This window comes from Idiomarina loihiensis (genome assembly GCF_024584785.1).
Lineage (GTDB): Bacteria > Pseudomonadota > Gammaproteobacteria > Enterobacterales > Alteromonadaceae > Pseudidiomarina > Pseudidiomarina fusca.
In genome coordinates this window covers 1,742,306-1,759,702 of record NZ_CP074112.1, presented here as the reverse complement: position 1 = coordinate 1,759,702, position 17,397 = coordinate 1,742,306, and the positions used below count along the sequence as shown (strand labels likewise).

The window sequence follows — 17,397 nt, the reverse complement described above, 5'->3', positions numbered from 1 at the left end:
TGGCCACTGATAGTTTTATGATGACCAACTCGATTGTTTAAGAAATAAATCGTTCAAGGCGCAATGTTGCGTTTGGATAAGATTGTTATCGTACTCATCAACAGCATACAATATAAGGAGACTATACGTGGCCAAGAAAACAAAAGCTGTATCTGATGTATCGAGAGTATCCGAAGAACAACAAAATAAATCCCAGGAGAATTTTAACTTCAATAATAATGACGATATTTTTAAGGCGTTAGAAGCATGTGGCCTTGAGCAGGTAACTCAGTTAATTAAAGAGCATTTAGAATCCTTAGTAACAGAATATAAACTAGAAAAATACGTGATTTTATTTTTGTTTGACGAGTATGATCCAATTGACAGCTTTCATGCTAACAAACTTTATGAAGTTGCTCGTCAGGCCGGTGAGGAAAAAGATATTTTGCTAATTGTTCATTCGAGTGGAGGGAAGATAGAGCCAGCATATTTGATCAGCAAGACTTGTAAAAGCTTAAGTCATGATAATTTCGTTGTAGCAGTGCCACGAAAAGCAAAGTCAGCAGCTACTCTAGTTTCGCTAGGAGCAGATGAAATCCATATGGGATTGATGAGCGAACTAGGGCCTATTGACCCTCAGATAAATGGATACCCAGCTTTAGGTCTTTCAAACGCTTTACTAAAGTTTGCTGAAATTTCACGAGACTATCCGGAAAGCTCGGAAATGTTTGCGTCATATTTAGCTAAAACGCTGAATTTAAAAGATGTAGGGTATTTTGAGCGTGTATCGGAATCTGCAGCTCAGTACGCCGAACGGTTACTTGCAGGAAAGTCCTTACCCAAAGATCAAAATGCTCAATCATTGGCGAACCATTTTGTTAGTCATTACAAAGATCATGGGTTTGTAATCGATATCGACGAATGTACTGCGCTCCTCGGTGAGTCTATAATTAAGAGAGAGTCTAACGAATATAAGTTTGCTAACGAAGTTTTTCGTGTATACAACACTTTGGCAATTTGGCTACACATTGTGAAGAAAAGTTACTTGTGGCACGTAGGTGGTATTGATAATCAAATAAACGTAAAAGAACGAAAGTGAGTTGGACCTACTCGTTTTTAGCAACAGCCTACAGTCACATTGGTTTGTTACAAAAAGGCATATTGCATTGTCAACTATACTTGTCTAATCTGTTCGTCAAAGGTGGATTATTTCAAGGGAGAGTTCTATGAAAGGTTCTGATCATGCATCATCAGTTAGTTTTCTTTGGGGGCTCGTTAAAGTTGAATTGCCCAAGGACTCTAGGCGCTCAGATGAGAATAACAGTATGTATTTTATCAACAAAAGTAATCGAATTGAACTTAATGTCGACTCATTGAAGAGCAGTCGGACCTTGATGGATGAAATTGCAGCGGACAAATAGCCGCGAAAAGTTATACGGTTCGCTTAAAATGTGAGTTGGTAGGAGGTTTGTTGTGCACGGAACGCTAGTTGTTATTCTTAGCCTGACAATTTCGGGGTATATTTTTCTTTCCAACTATCTTGGTACAAAATACCAAGTATCTAGGCATCAGGGCCATCATTTAGTCTATAAAGCGGTTTTGCATGGTACTTGGATACATATTCTGTCAGCTTCATTGTTCATTTTATTTTGGAGCATAACGTCGAAATCTAGCCTGCTGTATGACGCAACAGAGTTAGTTTATCCGTCGATGTCCCAAAGTGTTTTCAATTTTGTAGTCATTGCGGCAATGTCAACACTTTCAGCTTTTGTGATAGCGGCGGTGTTTAACGCATATTGCTTACAGAAATGTCTAACAGAAAGAATAATAGAGAAGTATCTAAGTCAAACTCAGGTGACGAAATTGTATTTGGGAAGTTTTAAAGTTATCGACTTAAATGCCCTTGAGTTAATTAGTTCATGGTCGTTTCAGTTCATTGTATTTATAATAAACTTGCTGAGTTTCAACCGGTTACTTAATCATGTTGCTAATAAGTTTGGATTAGATACTTTGCAGCTAAAAAACGACCTGAAATTAAAGCTTTATGTAGAAAGTACAGATAGTGAGTTGATTTCACATTTCTTTGACCCGAGACGACACGAACACTCGGTTTTTCTGGTTACGTTAACGAGTCGTAGATGTTATGTATGTATACCGCTTTATTTAAATCCACCCATAGCCTCGCACGATCACTCGGAAATATCAATTGTCCCAATTTATTCAGGGTATCGTGATAAGGATGATTTATGTTTTGAGCGAACCACTAGTTATCAAGAAGTGCTTCGAATATTCCAGAATCAAGAATCTAATGCCCCTTTGATGTCTACTAACTATGAATCAGATCGCTCAGTATTAAATCGTTATCGTATATCCATTAAATTCAATGATATTGTGTCGATAGCAACGTTTCGTCCCTCAAAGTATCGAGATTTTAAAGAGGCTGAAAACAAGAGAAGAATAGTGATTGACACAAACAGAGCTCACGAATCTTTAAATTTTGAATGCAGGACTATATCTGAACCTAAAACATCATATTAAATATACGAGAGTTAATTAATAGACTGGGGATGCTTATCTATAATTGCTAATGCAAAACTAACCGAATGTGTCACCATTAGGTCAATTTGTGATATATGGATGAGAGTTTTTGGAATCACGTATTGACCAAGATTGGTGTCACTAGTGTCGTTCTGTCTCACGCTATCAAGTAATGGGCGGTATTTTGTCTTGGTTTCCCAACTGGCCCCAAACTCCTTTCTTACTTTGCAAATCCTTGTAACACCCCGTTAACAAAGCTATACTTGCGCCAATGTTTTACCTACCAAGGCAGCGGATTGCCTATGGTGTTGGAGCTACCTTTCTGCACAATTAGGATGTATTGCACGTGAACCTGCTTAGTCAACTTTTGCAACTTCCACGCTCTGTGAAACGAGTGATTAGCTTAGTTGCTGATTCTGCGGCGCTACTGCTGGCGTTAGTGATTGCTTACTGTTTGTCGTTTAACCTGAATATGCCGGGCCATTTATGGCAGTGGGCAGGGGTATACGTAGGCTTAGCGGTTGGCTCGTTGGCGGTATTTACTAAGTTAGGGTTGTATCGTGCGGTGGTGCGGTATGTCAGTATCCGAGCTCTGGGTTTGGTTTTTGCCGGGGTGCTGGTAGCAACCATCTGGTTGTATGCCTTGGTGCAGCTGTTGGGTGTCAGTTTACCGTTCGATGCCATCGTTAATTTTGGCTTGGTGAGTTTACTGCTGATAGGTGGTAGCCGGTTGGCCATGCGCGAAATGTATCATCGCATGGTAAGCCGTCGTAAAACACGCGTGATGATTTACGGTGCTGGCTCGGCCGGACGCCAGTTGGCACAAGCGCTAATCAATGGCGAGCAGTTTCATCCGGTAGTTTTTGTCGACGATGACAAAACTCTGCAGCGCTCTACGATTCTGGGTATCCCTGTTATCGATCCCTCTCAAGTTTCTGAAGCAGTGCGCTGCTCACACATACAACGCATTCTACTGGCGCTGCCGTCTGCACCACGTTCGGTGCGTAAACAAATTTTAGAATCATTAGAATCGCTTAACGTACTGGTACAAACGGTACCCGGTATGGCCGATATGGTGAATGGCGATTTAGCCATCGATGCCTTGCAAGATGTTCACATCGAAGATTTATTGGGCCGCGACCCGGTAGACCCAGAGCCAGCGCTGATGCAGCAACACATTCGTGGCAAAGTGGTTTTAGTTACGGGGGCCGGCGGTTCGATTGGTTCTGAGCTGTGTCGTCAAATCTTGCAACAAAAGCCAGCCGCGTTAGTACTCTACGAACTTAGCGAGTACGGCCTTTACAGCATCGATAACGAACTCCGTGCGATGTCCGCGCGTTTGGGCTTATCAGTACCGATTTATCCGATGATAGGCACGGTGCAGCGCCGCAACCGGGTTGAAGCCGTGATGCGCGCTTTTAAAGTGCAAACGGTTTACCATGCTGCGGCCTATAAACATGTACCGCTGGTTGAATTTAACATGGTAGAAGGCGTGCGTAATAACGTGTTCGGCACCTGGCATACTGCGGAAGCAGCGATTGCCTCAGGCGTTGAACAGTTTGTGCTGATTTCTACAGATAAAGCGGTGCGCCCCACCAATGTGATGGGCACCACCAAACGCTTGTCAGAGTTAGTCTTGCAGGGGCTCGCGTCACGCTCTGACGTAGCGACTCGCTTCTGCATGGTACGCTTTGGTAACGTGTTAGGTTCTTCTGGCTCCGTAGTACCTCTATTTAAACGGCAAATAGCCGAGGGTGGCCCTGTTACCGTCACCCATCCAGAGATCACTCGTTACTTTATGACCATCCCTGAAGCCGCTCAGCTAGTGATCCAAGCTGGTACCATGGGAACGTCCGGTTCGGTGTTTGTGTTGGATATGGGCGATCCCGTGAAAATAGTCGATTTAGCTCGTAAAATGATTCATTTATCCGGCCTTGAAGTGCGTGATTCGAGTAACCCCCATGGCGATATCGAGATAGCCTTTAGTGGCCTGCGCCCTGGCGAGAAACTCTACGAAGAACTGCTGATCGGCGACAATGTCATCGACTGCGCCCACCCACGCATCTGCCAAGCCCAAGAAGCTTATTTACCCTGGGATGAAATGTCTGCGTTGCTGGACGCGCTGGACGACGCCTGCCAAAACTTCAAAATTGATGAACTGCGCGCGCTGCTACTCAGCGCCCCTTGCGGGTACGCACCTACTGAAAGTGAGGTGAATGATTTGTTGTGGCTGCATCGTTAGTTTGAGTTGAAAAACTTAGTTGAAAGACTTGCGGCCCCAGCTACGTAGCAGGGTCCGGAGGTGGGTCTGCAAGTTCCTCACTTTACTCTGAACAAGGATAGATACATGGTTACTCCAGCAACGAGAATGCAGAATATTCGTTACGATATTCGAGGAGCTGTGCAGCAAGAAGCTGAACGTTTGGAAAAAGCAGGACATCCGATTATTCGTCTCAACATTGGTAATCTGGCGCCATACGAGCTATACGCCCCCCAAGAAATTGTTAGCGACATTGCAGAAAATCTATTTCATGCACAGGGATACAGCCATTCCAAAGGCTTATTTCAGGCACGTAAAGCGGTCATGCAAGAGGCCCAACGTAAGGGCATTGAAGGGGTGACCCATGAGCATATCTTTATGGGGAATGGCGTTTCTGAACTCATCAGTTTGGTGACTCAAGCTATCGTGAATCCAGATGATGAAGTGCTCATTCCATCGCCAGACTATCCGCTCTGGTCTGCGGCAGTAACCTTAGCTGGTGGCAAGCCGGTCTACTATCAATGCGACCCTGCAAATCAATGGGCCCCAAACGTTAAAGACATTGCTAGCAAGGTTACGGCAAAGACACGTGCTATTTTGGTGATTAACCCGAATAACCCAACGGGTGCTGTTTACAGTAAAGCTCTACTAACAGCCATCGCAGACATTGCTGAAACTCATCAGTTACTTCTGTTCTCTGATGAGATTTACGATAAAGTATTATTTGACGAAACTGAGCACGTTTCGATAGCGGCACTTAACCCGCGAGTGCTTTGTTTTACCTTTAATGGCTTATCAAAAGCTTATCGAGCAGCCGGGTTTCGGTCTGGATGGTTAATCATCAGTGGTGCGATAGATCAAGCCGGTGACATTTTTAATGCGCTAGAGACACTTTCAAGTATGCGGCTGTGTGCCAATGTTCCAGCGCAGCTTGCCGTTCAAACAGCTTTGGGTGGTAGCCAGTCGATAGAGGCTTTATGTGCGCCAGAAGGGCGATTATATGAACAACGCAATTTTGCGGTCGAGCATCTTAATGCGATTCCTGGAGTCTCGGTAAATAGCCCTCAAGGAGCCATGTACTTATTCGTACATTTAGATCCTGAACTTTATCCCATAGAAAACGATCAAGACTTTGCCATGCAATTACTGCAACAAGAAAAAGTCTTGGTAGTGCCAGGTAGCGGCTTTAACCTTGCCAGCAACCAATACTTCCGCATGGTATTCTTACCTAAAATTGATGACCTACATGAAGCAATCAGCAGGATTGCCCGGTTTTTGAAAGAGAGACTTGCGGCCCCAGCTACGTAGCAGGGTCCGGAGGTGGGTCTGCAAGTTCCTCAAGCGCTAGCGCTTCATCAGCAAAAGCGGTATCTTAATCGGATACCGCTTTTGTCGTTTCTGGAGCTGAGTTTTGACCCAAGCCATCACCTTACAGCAGTATACCGGCGCATCATTATTGAACGCGCGTCAGCTAAATCTATCGATGAAGTTGCCGATCTTTCTTGCCTTTACCGTCACGAATCGTAAGTGCAGAATGACTAAAATTGATATCTTGAACCCGCAAACGAAGCGCCTCACTTACTCTTAAACAACTACCGTATAGGAGTTCAATAATCAGCTTATTTCGACCACTAAGCTGGTTTAAAATGCGCTGAACTTCCTCAGGTGTGAGCACTACAGGCAACTGACGCTGTTTAGTAGCAAGGCTAAAATTAAGATCACCTAGTTCTTGATTCAGCGCTTTGTGATAAAGATACACCAAAGCATTTAGAGCAACTTTTTGCGTATTAACAGCAACATGGCGCTCATTCGCCAACCAACTTAAAAAGGCCTTCACCTCTTCCGCTCCCATATCAATAGGATGTCGTTTTTTATGAAAATAGATAAACTGCCGTATCCAACCTAAATAAGATTTCTCAGTTTTTAAGCTATAGCCACGTAATCGCATATCAGCGCGAAGTTTTTCAATAAAAGGGCTCGCCATCATTAACATCCATGATTTTTGATAATCGTGAGTTAAGCATAATCGATCAATCGGCACGCTTCACGGCTCAAAGTCGCACACTTAAAGCTTGCATGTAGGATAAATATGCCCTATTTTCAATTACATAATTTAAACAAAAATAGTGTTACCAGGCGTAGTCGAACAGCAAAGTGTGCGTGCTTACTTTGCTGACAGTAAAAGGCGACTTTTTAGATGGTTTTTGTATTGTTTTTGGTGAGTTACCAATTTAAACGAACGATTACGACATGTGCCAGCACACTACACAAATGTTATACACTCGGGGGTTAGATGGAACTTAATCAGGTTACTTTGCCGGTAAAAGATATGGATAAAGCTGTTCAGTTTTATCTCAATCTTGGCTTTACTCAAATAGTAGACACGCCACATTATGCGCGGTTTTCATGTCCAGATGGTGATTCGACGTTTTCTTTGTCTTTAGAAAGCGACAATTTCGAAAACCATTCTGTAATTTACTTTGAGCATGAAAATCTTGATGAACTTTGTCAAACTCTCATTGATAAAGGCATTAGCTTTGAGCAACCACCAACAGAACAAAGGTACTTGTGGAAAGAGGCTATTCTTCACGACCCGTCGGGTAATAAAATTAAACTTTATTGGGCTGGCGAGAATCGTTTAAATCCGCCATGGAAAGTAGAAAAGCGTGTATAACAAACAAATATTATTGCCAGCAAAAATCGCTGGCTGCGACGTCAACCCGCTGCGCGGCTTTCCGCGCTAAATTTGGGCGTTATGCATCTCGGTGAACTATGAATCCTGATATCTTCATTACAGATTTCGAAAGAACAGACAATACTGATGAGCTGCATGCGATATTGGGAAGAGCTCTAATCATCGCTACGCGATTCGATTCAATGTGCGAAGCAGCGGCAATCGGGCTAGAGCTCAAAAAAGATGCTCTCTCAACGTCACGCATGACGGAGCCACAATACAACGACTATCTGCAAAAGCTAAGCTCAGAATATCGCACCTTAAACGGGAACATTAAATCTATAGGGTTGCCGGATGACATATCAGTAGTTCTCCACGATGCAAGAAAGGCGAGAAATACAGTTGCACATGATTTGTCTAAAGGCCTTGAGGGGTGCTTAGATACGAAAATTGACGAATTAGATTTTATCAGGCAAGTGTCAGAGCTAGTGATGGATATTGCGTATGGTGATATTGCAATATCATATACGCTATCTTTATTTAACGGTGATCCATGTCCGAATTTGCAATACATATCATCCTATAAAGATAGGATTGTGCAGTGGGTCGTGGAGCGGTAATGCATAACAAGGCCATTAAATTCGCTCTCTTCGGTCGCCGGACGCTCGTAAACTCGCGCCGTTTATGGCGGCGTTCAGCGTCTAGTTAGCATCAAAGTCATAAATCAAGGATTAGTATGAATAGAAAGCTATTTGAGTTGGCATTAGATAAAACAAGGCCATCAGATTGGGAATATTTCGAAGAGCTTAGTTCTGGTTTTTTGGCATCAGAGCTTACGTCTCTTCGGACAATGGCATCTCCAAGTGGTGATGGTGGGCGTGACTCTGAGCTATTCTCTTCGGACGGACATACATATGTAGCGGTTCAATATTCAGTTACCAAAGACTTTGACGCTAAAGTAATGAAGACGATAAATCGCCTTGAAGAAAATTTCGATAACATAAGAGTTTTAATCTATTGTACCAACCAACAAATCGGAGCTAAAGGCGACGCATTAAAACAAAAGTGTTTGAACAAAGGTGTTTCGTTAGATATTCGAGATAAAAGTTGGTTTTTGGAAAGGTATGAACTGGATGACAATAAATATAGTTGTGCCTCTCGATTGGTTGATGTTATTGCAAGACCGCTTTTAGAGTCTGAAGCAATTATTGAAAAATCTAGGCCAGCTTTAACCTCAATAGAGTCAAAAGCAGCTCTAACATATTTAGGAATGCAGTGGGAAGATGAGAGCACGGACAAAGGGCTGACTAAAATTGCGTTTGAGTCACTTGTTAGAGCTGCACTAAGAAATACCAATTCAGAAAATAGAATGGCTCGTAGCACTGTTCTAGAAAAAGTTGTCACTTTCATACCCTCTAGTGAAACAGATGAGATTAAGAAGTATGTTGATAGTGCCCTCGACAGGCTAAATAAAAGGGTAATTCGGCATTGGACCAAAGAAGATGAGTTCTGCCTAACTCACGAGGAGGCATGTCGAATACAGGTACGCATTGCTGAAACTGAATGCGATGAAGTTGAGTTCTTTAATGAAATCGAAAGGCTAGTAGAGAATGAGAGGGAAGAAAATGATCACATAAATGACGAAAATATTGAGGAAATGTCAAATAGAATACTGAGAATAATTGATAGCTATCTTATTAAATCTGGCGAATCATTTGCTTCCTCTGTAGTGAGTGGCAACATAAGTTTAAATGACCACAATACGCTCAAAAACTGTATATTTGAAGATTTATCTAAATATCCTTCAAATGCCCAATATTTAGCCCACTTCCCTGATATTGCCTTGAATGTAGTAGCAAGAATATTAAGTTCTGATTTGTTGGCAGTAAAAACCCATCTTAAGAAGATCTCTGATACTTATACGCTTTACTCATTTTTGCGACAAACCCCAGACGTACAAAAGGTTACAAAGAAAATATTTGGTCATGGAAAAATTTGGCTTGATACGACAATTGTATTGCCTTTGTTGGTAGAAACCTTCTATCGAGAAGAACAAGATAAAAAATATACTAATATAGCTTCTTCTTTAATAGAAAGTGGTGTTGAGTTATGCGTCACTAATGGTGTGATCAGAGAGGTATTGCAACACATCAACATATCGATTACTTGCTCAAGAAGGAATATAAAACAATGGAACGGAAGAGTTCCTTTTTTATACTACCATTTTGTTGAGCAGGGTTACGAACCTAGCAAATTTGCATCTTCTACCGAGGTTTTTCATGGCCAATATAGGCCTGAAGATGATATTCAAGACTACCTCAAACATCATTTTAAAATTTCGGTTGAACCTTTGGTTGACGCCCTTAAATTGGTCGATGAGGAGACAAGATTTCGTATAGAAGCGCTGTGGTCTGAGGCTCATCGGGGAAGAAGAAACGAAAATGGCAATGGCAATGGCAATTTCGACGAAACAGTAACCGAAGCCTTAATAAAGCATGATGTTGAAAGTTACGTAGGTGTAATAGGGATGCGCAAAAACGAACAATCTTCCGAGTTGGGGTATAAGCACTGGTGGCTGACGATAGATAGCTTAGCTTGGAAGATTAGGAATAAACTCAAAGAAGAGTTTGAGAGGCCACCTTCATCCCCATTAATGTCATTGGATTTTTTAGCTAACACTTTGTCATTTGGCCCTTCAAGATCGAACTTTAGTAGAGATCGAGAGCAGTTGCTCCCTCTGTTTTTTGAGGCTGATGCATCAGAGTATATGCCGAGAGAATTGATAGAAATAGCTAATAGAGTTCGGGAAAAAAATGAAGGTCAGCCTGAACACGTAATTAGACGGAAGGTGAGAGATACATGTGATCGAATGAAAAGGCGATATGGAAAAATAACACAAAACGCAGTAGACGCTGAACAAGGCGCTGCACGCAGATAAATCACTCGCTGCGCTACTAATTTACCGGTGAGCGCGGCGTTAAATCTAAGGGGGAATAGTGGCCTACAGAAACAAAACCTATGTAGCCTTTGATGGTGATAAGGACATTCGCTACTACTATCTAATGAAAGCGTGGAGAGATAGAGATAACGATAGCTTTAATTTTCATGACGCTCACGATTTGAATACGTCTCGTGATACGAGTCAGGAACAATCGATAAAGGCAAATTTAAGACAACGCTTTGCGAACTCTAAAGCGTTTATTCTCCTTGTTGGAGAAAGCACTCGCTATTTAACTAAGTTTGTCAAATGGGAGGTTGAGCAGGCTATAAGATTGGATTTGCCAATAATAGTGGTAAACCTGAATGGAAAGAGGTCTATGGATGAGAGCAGGTGTCCACCAACCGCGAAAACCGCTTTAGCAATGCATGTTTCTTTTAATCAATCAATTATTCGATATGCGCTAGATAATTGGCCAGATAGCCACAAGAAACATCGCGGACAACAGCACACCGGCCCTTATTACTATAAAGGCAATGTGTACCAGCAGTTAGGGCTGTGAGCATGGATAAATTTAAAGCAATAGTATCCACTATACTCAGCGTCTTTGGTGCTCTGTGGTTGATAGTCGAGATAATTGATTATTTCGGAGGTGAAGAAAACGCGGAAAAAATGCGATCGTTTTGGTGGGTGTTCTTACTGGCGGCTATAATAATATGCGTTGTAAGACTTCGGCCCAAAAAAAGGTTCTCATATCTTGTTGATGGTCGCGATATTTCAGTTGAGTTAGTCATCGGTGACATCTTCAAACAAGACGGTCCGATAATAGTGGGCTCAAACACCACGTTTGAAACAAGCCAAACGTTAATATCCAAAACAAGCGTTCAAGGTTTGTTCTCGTCAAAGTATTTCAGTGATATTCGGTCCATTAATGATCAGGTTAATTCTCAGCAGCCCAATCGCCCAGTTGATTTTGGTACGACCGTTACGGTTCGTGGTAATAACAGAATTGCATATTTCTGTGCTATCGCGGAAATGAATGAGGCTGGGGTGGCGAGAAGTAACATGGAAAACTTACGAGCTTCTCTAGGCGGACTCTGGGTATATTTGTCGTTAAACGCTGAAAAATGTATTTTGAATGTCCCTGTTCTTGGGTCAGGATTTTCAAGAATTTCTGAGCCAAGGGAAGAGATTATCCAAGAAATTGTTCTATCTTTTCTTGTTGCGATTACTGATAGTTCGTTTTGTGAAGGCATTAGAATTGTAGTTCATCCAAAGGATGTAAAAAAATACGGGCTAAAAATAGATAAAATAACAAAATTTTTGGAGCATCACTGTCAGTATGCACCACAAAGCCCAAGCCGAAATAATGTGGGCTCAGCAGAGAGTTGATTTAACAAGCGCATGTTGGCGGACTGGTTTTCCGCTGCGCTACAACCCAGCCGCAAATGCGAGCGTTATGCATAAATCAGGAGAGGATATGATTCCAATACAAGAAGTAGACATTTATTCGGACAACGGAATAAAAATCTCCGCTCATGTGGTTGTGCCCAATCCGCAGAATGCGATTTCTGGTGCTGAGGCGGTGATATACGACCCGACCTTTAATGCTCTTTATAGTGCTTATCATACGATGGGGCAGCACACTGATCCTCAGGCTGCATTCAAGGCAATCATCGAATTTTCAAAAAAATATATCGAAAAATCGAACGGAAAAGTAACGCGAATAAATAACCCATGTAACACGGAGTTTGTGGATTCACAGGCCCAACAAGATGTGGTTGATACGTTGTCGCTAGGCTTGACAGTTGAAGTCAATGCATTATAAAGCCATCAAATTCGCTCCCTTCGGTCGCCGGACGCTCGTGCTGTTTATTGCGATTATGCAAGAGAAACAGATTTGGCTCCCCAACAACGAAATCAAGAGAGGAAATGGATGACCCTGCTTAATCAAATATTAAAGTGGACTGAATCTCTTCAGTCATGGCAACGAGATGCATGCCGTCGCCTCTTCCAGCAGGAATCAGCACTGACCGACACTGACCTGTCCGAGCTATACGCACTTCTTAAGAAAAATTGCGGTATAGAGAGTGATGATGAACTGTTTCCGATACCACTGGCTAAAGAACACCTTCCTGTTGAACTTGCCCCAGGGGAGCAAGTTACTCTAGTCGCTTTGAGAGACTTACAAAACGTCAATCAGATTCCGAGTGATCGTATTCTAACCTTCTCCGAAGCTGGCATTACTGTAATTTATGGAGGAAATGGTTCGGGCAAGTCGGGCTATGCTCGTGTTATGAAAAGAGCTTGTCGGGCTAGAGATCAATCTGAGCCTGTTCACCCCGATGCAAATGATCCGATGGCCTCTAAGAGGGTGCCCACCGCAAAATTCGATGTAAAGGTAATGGGTGTGTCACATGAAGTTTATTGGACGCGCGACACAACCTCACCGGACCAGCTCTCCTCAATCTCAGTCTTTGATTCCAAGTGTGCACGCTCCTATATCACGGCGGAGCAAGATGTTGCTTACTTACCATACGGCCTTGACATTATTGAAAGTCTAGCCAACCAAGTTCTCCCAAAACTCTCAGAGATGCTCGAATCAGAGATTAATGGGATTGATGTAAGTAGATTGCCGTTCGACCACCTTCTTGGCGATACCGAGGTTGGGAGAATCATTGCAAACCTTTCGATCAAGTCAAACACAGAAACTATTACTTCGCTTGGAACCATCACTGAAGGCGATGTTAAGCGAATTGCCCAGCTTGAGAATGCTCTCAAGGAGGGTAATCCTCTGGCTAAAGCGGAAGAGTCGAAGCGTTCTATGATGCGACTGAAAGCTTTCGCTGACAAGCTAGCCAAACCTTTGGAATGGGTTAGTTCAGACGCTCTTGAAAAACTTCAGAAAATAAATGATGAAAAGATCTCAGCGGAGGACGCTGAGAAGAAAGCTGCCGATGCATTGTGCGCCGGTGAAGAACTACTTCCAGGGACTGGAGAGCAAGTATGGAAGCTTCTTTTTGACGCCGCACGGCGCTACTCCACTGAAGCAGCTTATCCGAGAGAGGAGTTTCCTCAATCTACTGAGGGTAAAGTGTGCCCGTTGTGCCAGGAAAATTTACCCGAATCAGGGGTTGACCGTCTTAAACGATTTGATGAGTACATCCATAATGACGTCGCAAAGACCGCCGAAGCAGCCCGTAATAAGGTCGAAATAGCCAAGGCTAAGATCAAGGCGGCCGATCTTATGATTGCCGCCGATGATGCCCTTAGTGAAGAACTAAAGGTCTTAGACGGCTCAATCCATCAAGTAATTTCAGATTTTCAAGCTTCGATTGATGCGCGTAGAGAATTTATGCTCCAGTGTCTCGAAACATCAAAATGGACAGAGGTTCCTGCCTTGAATATCTCGCCAAGGACGCGAATTCGCCAGCTTGCAGCTCAGCAATTAAGGATTTTCCGAACGCTTACAAGAGCGGCGGATGAAACGAAGCGAATTAAGCTTGAAAGAGAGCTGAGTGAACTTACTGCAAGACAAAGCCTGGCCAAGAGTTTGAGTGCTGTAGTCGAGTTGTTGGATCGGATGAAAAAGAAGTATTCGCTTGAGAAATGTCGCCCCGCCTTAAAAACACGTTCGATTTCTGATAAGTCAAAGGAATTTGCTACTGTGGCGGTAACGGATGAGTTAAGGAAGGCTCTTGACAAAGAGTTTGAAGCGCTTGGCATTGGGCACATCAAAACAAAGCTAAAGGAGCGTAGTTCCCGTGGGAAGATGTACCATCAACTTCTACTAGATCTTCCAGTTACGAACAAAATTGATGAGATTCTTAGCGAGGGTGAGCAACGTGCAATCGCGCTGGGTTCATTCTTTGCTGAATTGGCGCTCGCCAATCATTCGTGTGGAATTATCCTTGATGATCCGGTTTCGTCGTTGGATCATTGGCGGCGACAAAATGTTGCCCGGAGATTGGTTGAGGAGGCTAAGAATCGGCAAGTAGTAGTGTTTACTCACGATACTTCATTTCTTGGCCAATTATCCGATGAGATCGAGACAGCACGTATTCCTAACTCAACATTCTTTTTGGAGTGGCGAGGTGGCGCCCCAGGCTGTGTTAATGATGGCCTCCCGTGGGATCATCAAGGCTATAAAGCGAGAATCAACGCTCTTGAGCAGGCGCAGAGCAAGCTTGCGAAGACGTGGCCGGCATATCCTAATGAAAAAGAGATTGGAGATATGCGACACCAGTATGACCGATTAAGGGCAACGCTCGAAAGAGTAATTCAAGACGTTGTTTTTAATGGCGTCGTGAAGCGATATCGCGACTGGGTTCGCGTGGACTCACTTGAAGAGGTTGTAGGCTTTAGCCGTCCCGAATACGAAGCTATTGAAAAACTGCATAAGCGAAGTTGTGACGTTGTAACGGCCCACGACCCATCGTCGGCAAAGGCTGCTGCAGTTCCCTCGGCGGCTGATTTTGGCAATGACATCGTTGCTTTGAAAGCCATTATTGAAGCCATTCAGAATCGGAGAAAGACCGCGAAGGCAACCGCGTAGGAGTGGAAATGCATAACAATGCGCTGCTGTCGGACAAATTTTCCGCTGCGCTCCAAATTTGCCGCAGAGCGCGGCGTTATGCAAAAAGGACTCGATGTGGTTAAGAAGGTAGTTTTGATTTTTGTCGTTGTTCTAATACCTGCACTGGCTTGGTCGTATGCAAAGCCGATTAGGTTGCTTTTACCCAATTTAAATGGGATGCAATGTAACGGCGCAATTTGCGTCGAGGACCCCAAGAAAATAGATAAAGCAGCTGACCTGTATGAGTCCGCCGTAGCAAATCTAGCTGCTGTACGCATTTCTCTCAGCGCGAGCCCCAACTTCATTTACTGCTCTACTGCAGAGTGCTATGAGTCATTCGGAGGAGGCAGTGAGCGGGCCATTTCATATCCTTTTCTTGGTACGGTAATAGCTCCCGAGTCTTGGCAAAGTTACATCACTCAGCATGAATTGATTCATTGGTTTCAGTTTTCCGAAATTGGGGCAGTTTCGACCATGATGAAACCGAACTGGTTTAGAGAAGGCATGGCGTATGTGTACAGTGGCGCGCCGGAATCAGATATTCCTGAGCATTACCTACCCATGATGGCAAAATACAGAGACTGGCACTCAGGTAAATCTTGGTCTGAAGTAATTCATCAAGCAGGAGATCTCTGACATGTATAACCAAGCCATTAAGTTCACACACTTCGTGCGCCGGACCTCGTTTCACTCGGCCGCTTATGGCGGTCGTTAGCCGTCATCCCTCAAGTACCGTGTCAATGCGGAATGTTAATCTTTCTTGATTTGGTACTAATAAGTGGTACTATTTATATATGAAGCGAAAGCATCAGAAAACCTTAGAGGCTATTTTTGCCCGCCCTGTGAGTGGAAATGTTCAATGGCGAGACATTGAGGCATTGTTCGTCGAGATTGGTGCGGAGGTTAGTGAACGTGAAGGTAGCCGGGTTGCTGTGGTGCTTTTCGGTGAGGTTCGAGTATTTCATCGTCCTCATCCAAGTCCGAGCACTGACAAAGGTGCCGTAGCTAGTATTCGTAAGTGGTTAAAGCAGCATAGGATAACGCCATGAACACAATGACATATGACGGCTATCACGCCAAAATTGAGTATGATTCTGAGTTGGATGCATTCAGAGGTGAAATTCTGGGTTTAAATGGTGGAGCGGACTTTTACGGTCGCAACCCTAAAGAACTTCGTGCCGAGTTCAAGAAGTCTTTGCGTGTGTTTTTGGAAGTTTGTGAGGAAAAAAGCATTGAACCTCGGCGTCGCTACTCGGGCAAGTTTAATCTAAGAATTTCCCCTGAACTGCATGAGCAACTTGCTATTACTGCGCAAGTAAAGGGTAAAAGTGTTAATAAGCTAGCTCAAGAAGCGTTGCAGAAGGAATTATCAAATGCCGGCTAATCAAATGTTAGGCTCACTATGAAACATTCCGGCGACATGATTAGCGTTACTGTAGAGTACCAACTAGCTGAGTACAAACGTATGGTGTGTGATTTTATTCCTTTACATTTGGCTGCTATGCAGAAGCCTCCGAATTGATACTTTCCGTGGAACTGGCCTATTATTGAGAGGGCTTTCTCAGCAGTTTTCATTCCCATAATGTTCAAGATAAAAGTTGCAAAGGTAGGCACCTGCAAGTTCACCTTTAGCGAAGACGGGCTTACTCGCGAATCTAAAGTAGGTGTCAAGTCCTGTGGGTGGGATGAAGTATCAGCTGTAAACAGCCTCTCAGGTACCTATCTCATTCATCTGCGTTCTGGTGGCGCGATGCCCGTCCCATATCGAGTTTTCAGCACTGAAGAGCGTCGGGAGTTTGAAGGAATCTTAACCCGTGTCGAAGCCTAACAAACGCCTAAAGCATCGCGGCTTTCAGCCGCTGGACTCGCAACAAGTTGCTCGCCGCTTAGGCGAGCGTTAGATGCCCTTCTTGGGGTTAACGCTTATTGGCCCATGATCATATCGTTCAAGGGTAAGGATACCGAGAAGCTGGCAAGCGGACGACGCGTCAGACGCTTCGTCAATTTTGAGCGAATTGCCTTGAGGAAAATTCGGCAATTCCGGGTTTGCTTCCGCTGGACCAAGGCTGGTGCGGAGGACGTTGAAATTGTTGATTACCATTAGGAGGTAACTGATGCGTAATATTGAAGCTGTAACGCCAGGAGAGTTGCTGAGGGAAGAGTTTCTTGAGCCGATGGATATTTCTCAATACCGTTTGGCTAAAGATATCGGGGTGCCTGCTCAGAGGATCGGTCAGATTATTGCTGGGAAGCGTTCGATAACCGCAGACACGGACCTGCGACTTTGCCGCTTCTTTGGTTTATCCAATGGCTATTGGTTACGAGCTCAGGCTGCCTATGACACTGAGGTTGCGAAAGAGACCCTTGAGGATCAGTTGAAGAATATTCGTCCGTGGAGTGCTGAATCAGAGGTCTGACACAGGGCATAACCA

Annotated in this window: 16 protein-coding genes and 1 pseudogene; 16 read left to right on the top strand and 1 reads right to left on the bottom strand. The window is 43.8% G+C overall.

Features of this window, described 5'->3' with window-relative positions; all coding sequences use genetic code 11:
- Nucleotides 1-127 precede the first annotated feature (127 nt).
- From KGF88_RS08450 to KGF88_RS08435, 4 genes are all read left to right on the top strand, one after another.
- Nucleotides 128-1,078, top strand: a complete 951-nt coding sequence (locus KGF88_RS08450) for an SDH family Clp fold serine proteinase (RefSeq protein WP_202912531.1) — start codon at nucleotides 128-130, stop codon at nucleotides 1,076-1,078.
- A gap of 374 nt (nucleotides 1,079-1,452) precedes the next feature.
- Nucleotides 1,453-2,517 (top strand): hypothetical protein, encoded by a 1,065-nt coding sequence (locus KGF88_RS08445; RefSeq protein WP_153827336.1) that lies wholly within the window; start codon nucleotides 1,453-1,455, stop codon nucleotides 2,515-2,517.
- 346 nt (nucleotides 2,518-2,863) lie between these two features.
- On the top strand, nucleotides 2,864-4,759 hold the full coding sequence (locus tag KGF88_RS08440) for a nucleoside-diphosphate sugar epimerase/dehydratase (protein WP_257119920.1): 1,896 nt from the start codon (nucleotides 2,864-2,866) through the stop codon (nucleotides 4,757-4,759).
- A gap of 105 nt (nucleotides 4,760-4,864) precedes the next feature.
- Nucleotides 4,865-6,085: a pyridoxal phosphate-dependent aminotransferase gene (locus tag KGF88_RS08435; RefSeq protein ID WP_153827335.1), complete on the top strand. Its 1,221-nt coding sequence runs from the start codon at nucleotides 4,865-4,867 to the stop codon at nucleotides 6,083-6,085.
- Between the two features lie 181 nt (nucleotides 6,086-6,266).
- Here KGF88_RS08435 and KGF88_RS08430 read toward each other — a convergent pair.
- A pseudogene (locus KGF88_RS08430) lies at nucleotides 6,267-6,770 on the bottom strand (phage integrase N-terminal SAM-like domain-containing protein); the annotation flags it as partial.
- 300 nt (nucleotides 6,771-7,070) lie between these two features.
- Here KGF88_RS08430 and KGF88_RS08425 point away from each other — a divergent pair.
- The 12 genes from KGF88_RS08425 to KGF88_RS08375 all read left to right on the top strand — a co-directional run bounded on the left by KGF88_RS08425 (nucleotide 7,071) and on the right by KGF88_RS08375 (nucleotide 17,382).
- The gene (locus KGF88_RS08425) at nucleotides 7,071-7,451 is read left to right on the top strand and encodes a VOC family protein (protein WP_153827362.1); all 381 of its coding nucleotides are present in this window, start codon (nucleotides 7,071-7,073) and stop codon (nucleotides 7,449-7,451) included.
- A 98-nt stretch (nucleotides 7,452-7,549) separates the two neighbouring features.
- Entirely contained in the window at nucleotides 7,550-8,071 is a 522-nt protein-coding gene (locus tag KGF88_RS08420; RefSeq protein ID WP_153827361.1) for a hypothetical protein, read from the top strand.
- A gap of 116 nt (nucleotides 8,072-8,187) precedes the next feature.
- Nucleotides 8,188-10,389: a hypothetical protein gene (locus tag KGF88_RS08415; RefSeq protein ID WP_153827360.1), complete on the top strand. Its 2,202-nt coding sequence runs from the start codon at nucleotides 8,188-8,190 to the stop codon at nucleotides 10,387-10,389.
- A gap of 58 nt (nucleotides 10,390-10,447) precedes the next feature.
- On the top strand, nucleotides 10,448-10,951 hold the full coding sequence (locus KGF88_RS08410; protein WP_162014648.1) for a TIR domain-containing protein: 504 nt from the start codon (nucleotides 10,448-10,450) through the stop codon (nucleotides 10,949-10,951).
- Between the two features lie 2 nt (nucleotides 10,952-10,953).
- On the top strand, nucleotides 10,954-11,781 hold the full coding sequence (locus KGF88_RS08405; protein WP_153827359.1) for a macro domain-containing protein: 828 nt from the start codon (nucleotides 10,954-10,956) through the stop codon (nucleotides 11,779-11,781).
- Nucleotides 11,782-11,869: 88 nt separating this feature from the next.
- Nucleotides 11,870-12,217 carry a hypothetical protein gene (locus KGF88_RS08400; protein WP_153827358.1) on the top strand — a complete coding sequence of 116 codons (348 nt, stop codon included), beginning with the start codon at nucleotides 11,870-11,872 and terminating at the stop codon, nucleotides 12,215-12,217.
- 108 nt (nucleotides 12,218-12,325) lie between these two features.
- The gene (locus KGF88_RS08395; RefSeq protein ID WP_153827357.1) at nucleotides 12,326-14,944 is read left to right on the top strand and encodes an AAA family ATPase; all 2,619 of its coding nucleotides are present in this window, start codon (nucleotides 12,326-12,328) and stop codon (nucleotides 14,942-14,944) included.
- Between the two features lie 78 nt (nucleotides 14,945-15,022).
- Nucleotides 15,023-15,601, top strand: a complete 579-nt coding sequence (locus KGF88_RS08390) for a hypothetical protein (RefSeq protein WP_034733594.1) — start codon at nucleotides 15,023-15,025, stop codon at nucleotides 15,599-15,601.
- 158 nt (nucleotides 15,602-15,759) lie between these two features.
- The gene (locus KGF88_RS08385; RefSeq protein WP_153827410.1) at nucleotides 15,760-16,014 is read left to right on the top strand and encodes a type II toxin-antitoxin system HicA family toxin; all 255 of its coding nucleotides are present in this window, start codon (nucleotides 15,760-15,762) and stop codon (nucleotides 16,012-16,014) included.
- Nucleotides 16,011-16,349 (top strand): type II toxin-antitoxin system HicB family antitoxin, encoded by a 339-nt coding sequence (locus KGF88_RS08380; RefSeq protein WP_110076035.1) that lies wholly within the window; start codon nucleotides 16,011-16,013, stop codon nucleotides 16,347-16,349. The genes KGF88_RS08385 and KGF88_RS08380 overlap by 4 nt, the downstream gene beginning before the upstream one ends.
- Nucleotides 16,350-16,547: 198 nt before the next feature.
- Entirely contained in the window at nucleotides 16,548-16,793 is a 246-nt protein-coding gene (locus KGF88_RS13930; protein ID WP_153827411.1) for a YcxB family protein, read from the top strand.
- Nucleotides 16,794-17,079: 286 nt separating this feature from the next.
- The gene (locus KGF88_RS08375) at nucleotides 17,080-17,382 is read left to right on the top strand and encodes a HigA family addiction module antitoxin (RefSeq protein ID WP_110076037.1); all 303 of its coding nucleotides are present in this window, start codon (nucleotides 17,080-17,082) and stop codon (nucleotides 17,380-17,382) included.
- Nucleotides 17,383-17,397 lie beyond the last annotated feature (15 nt).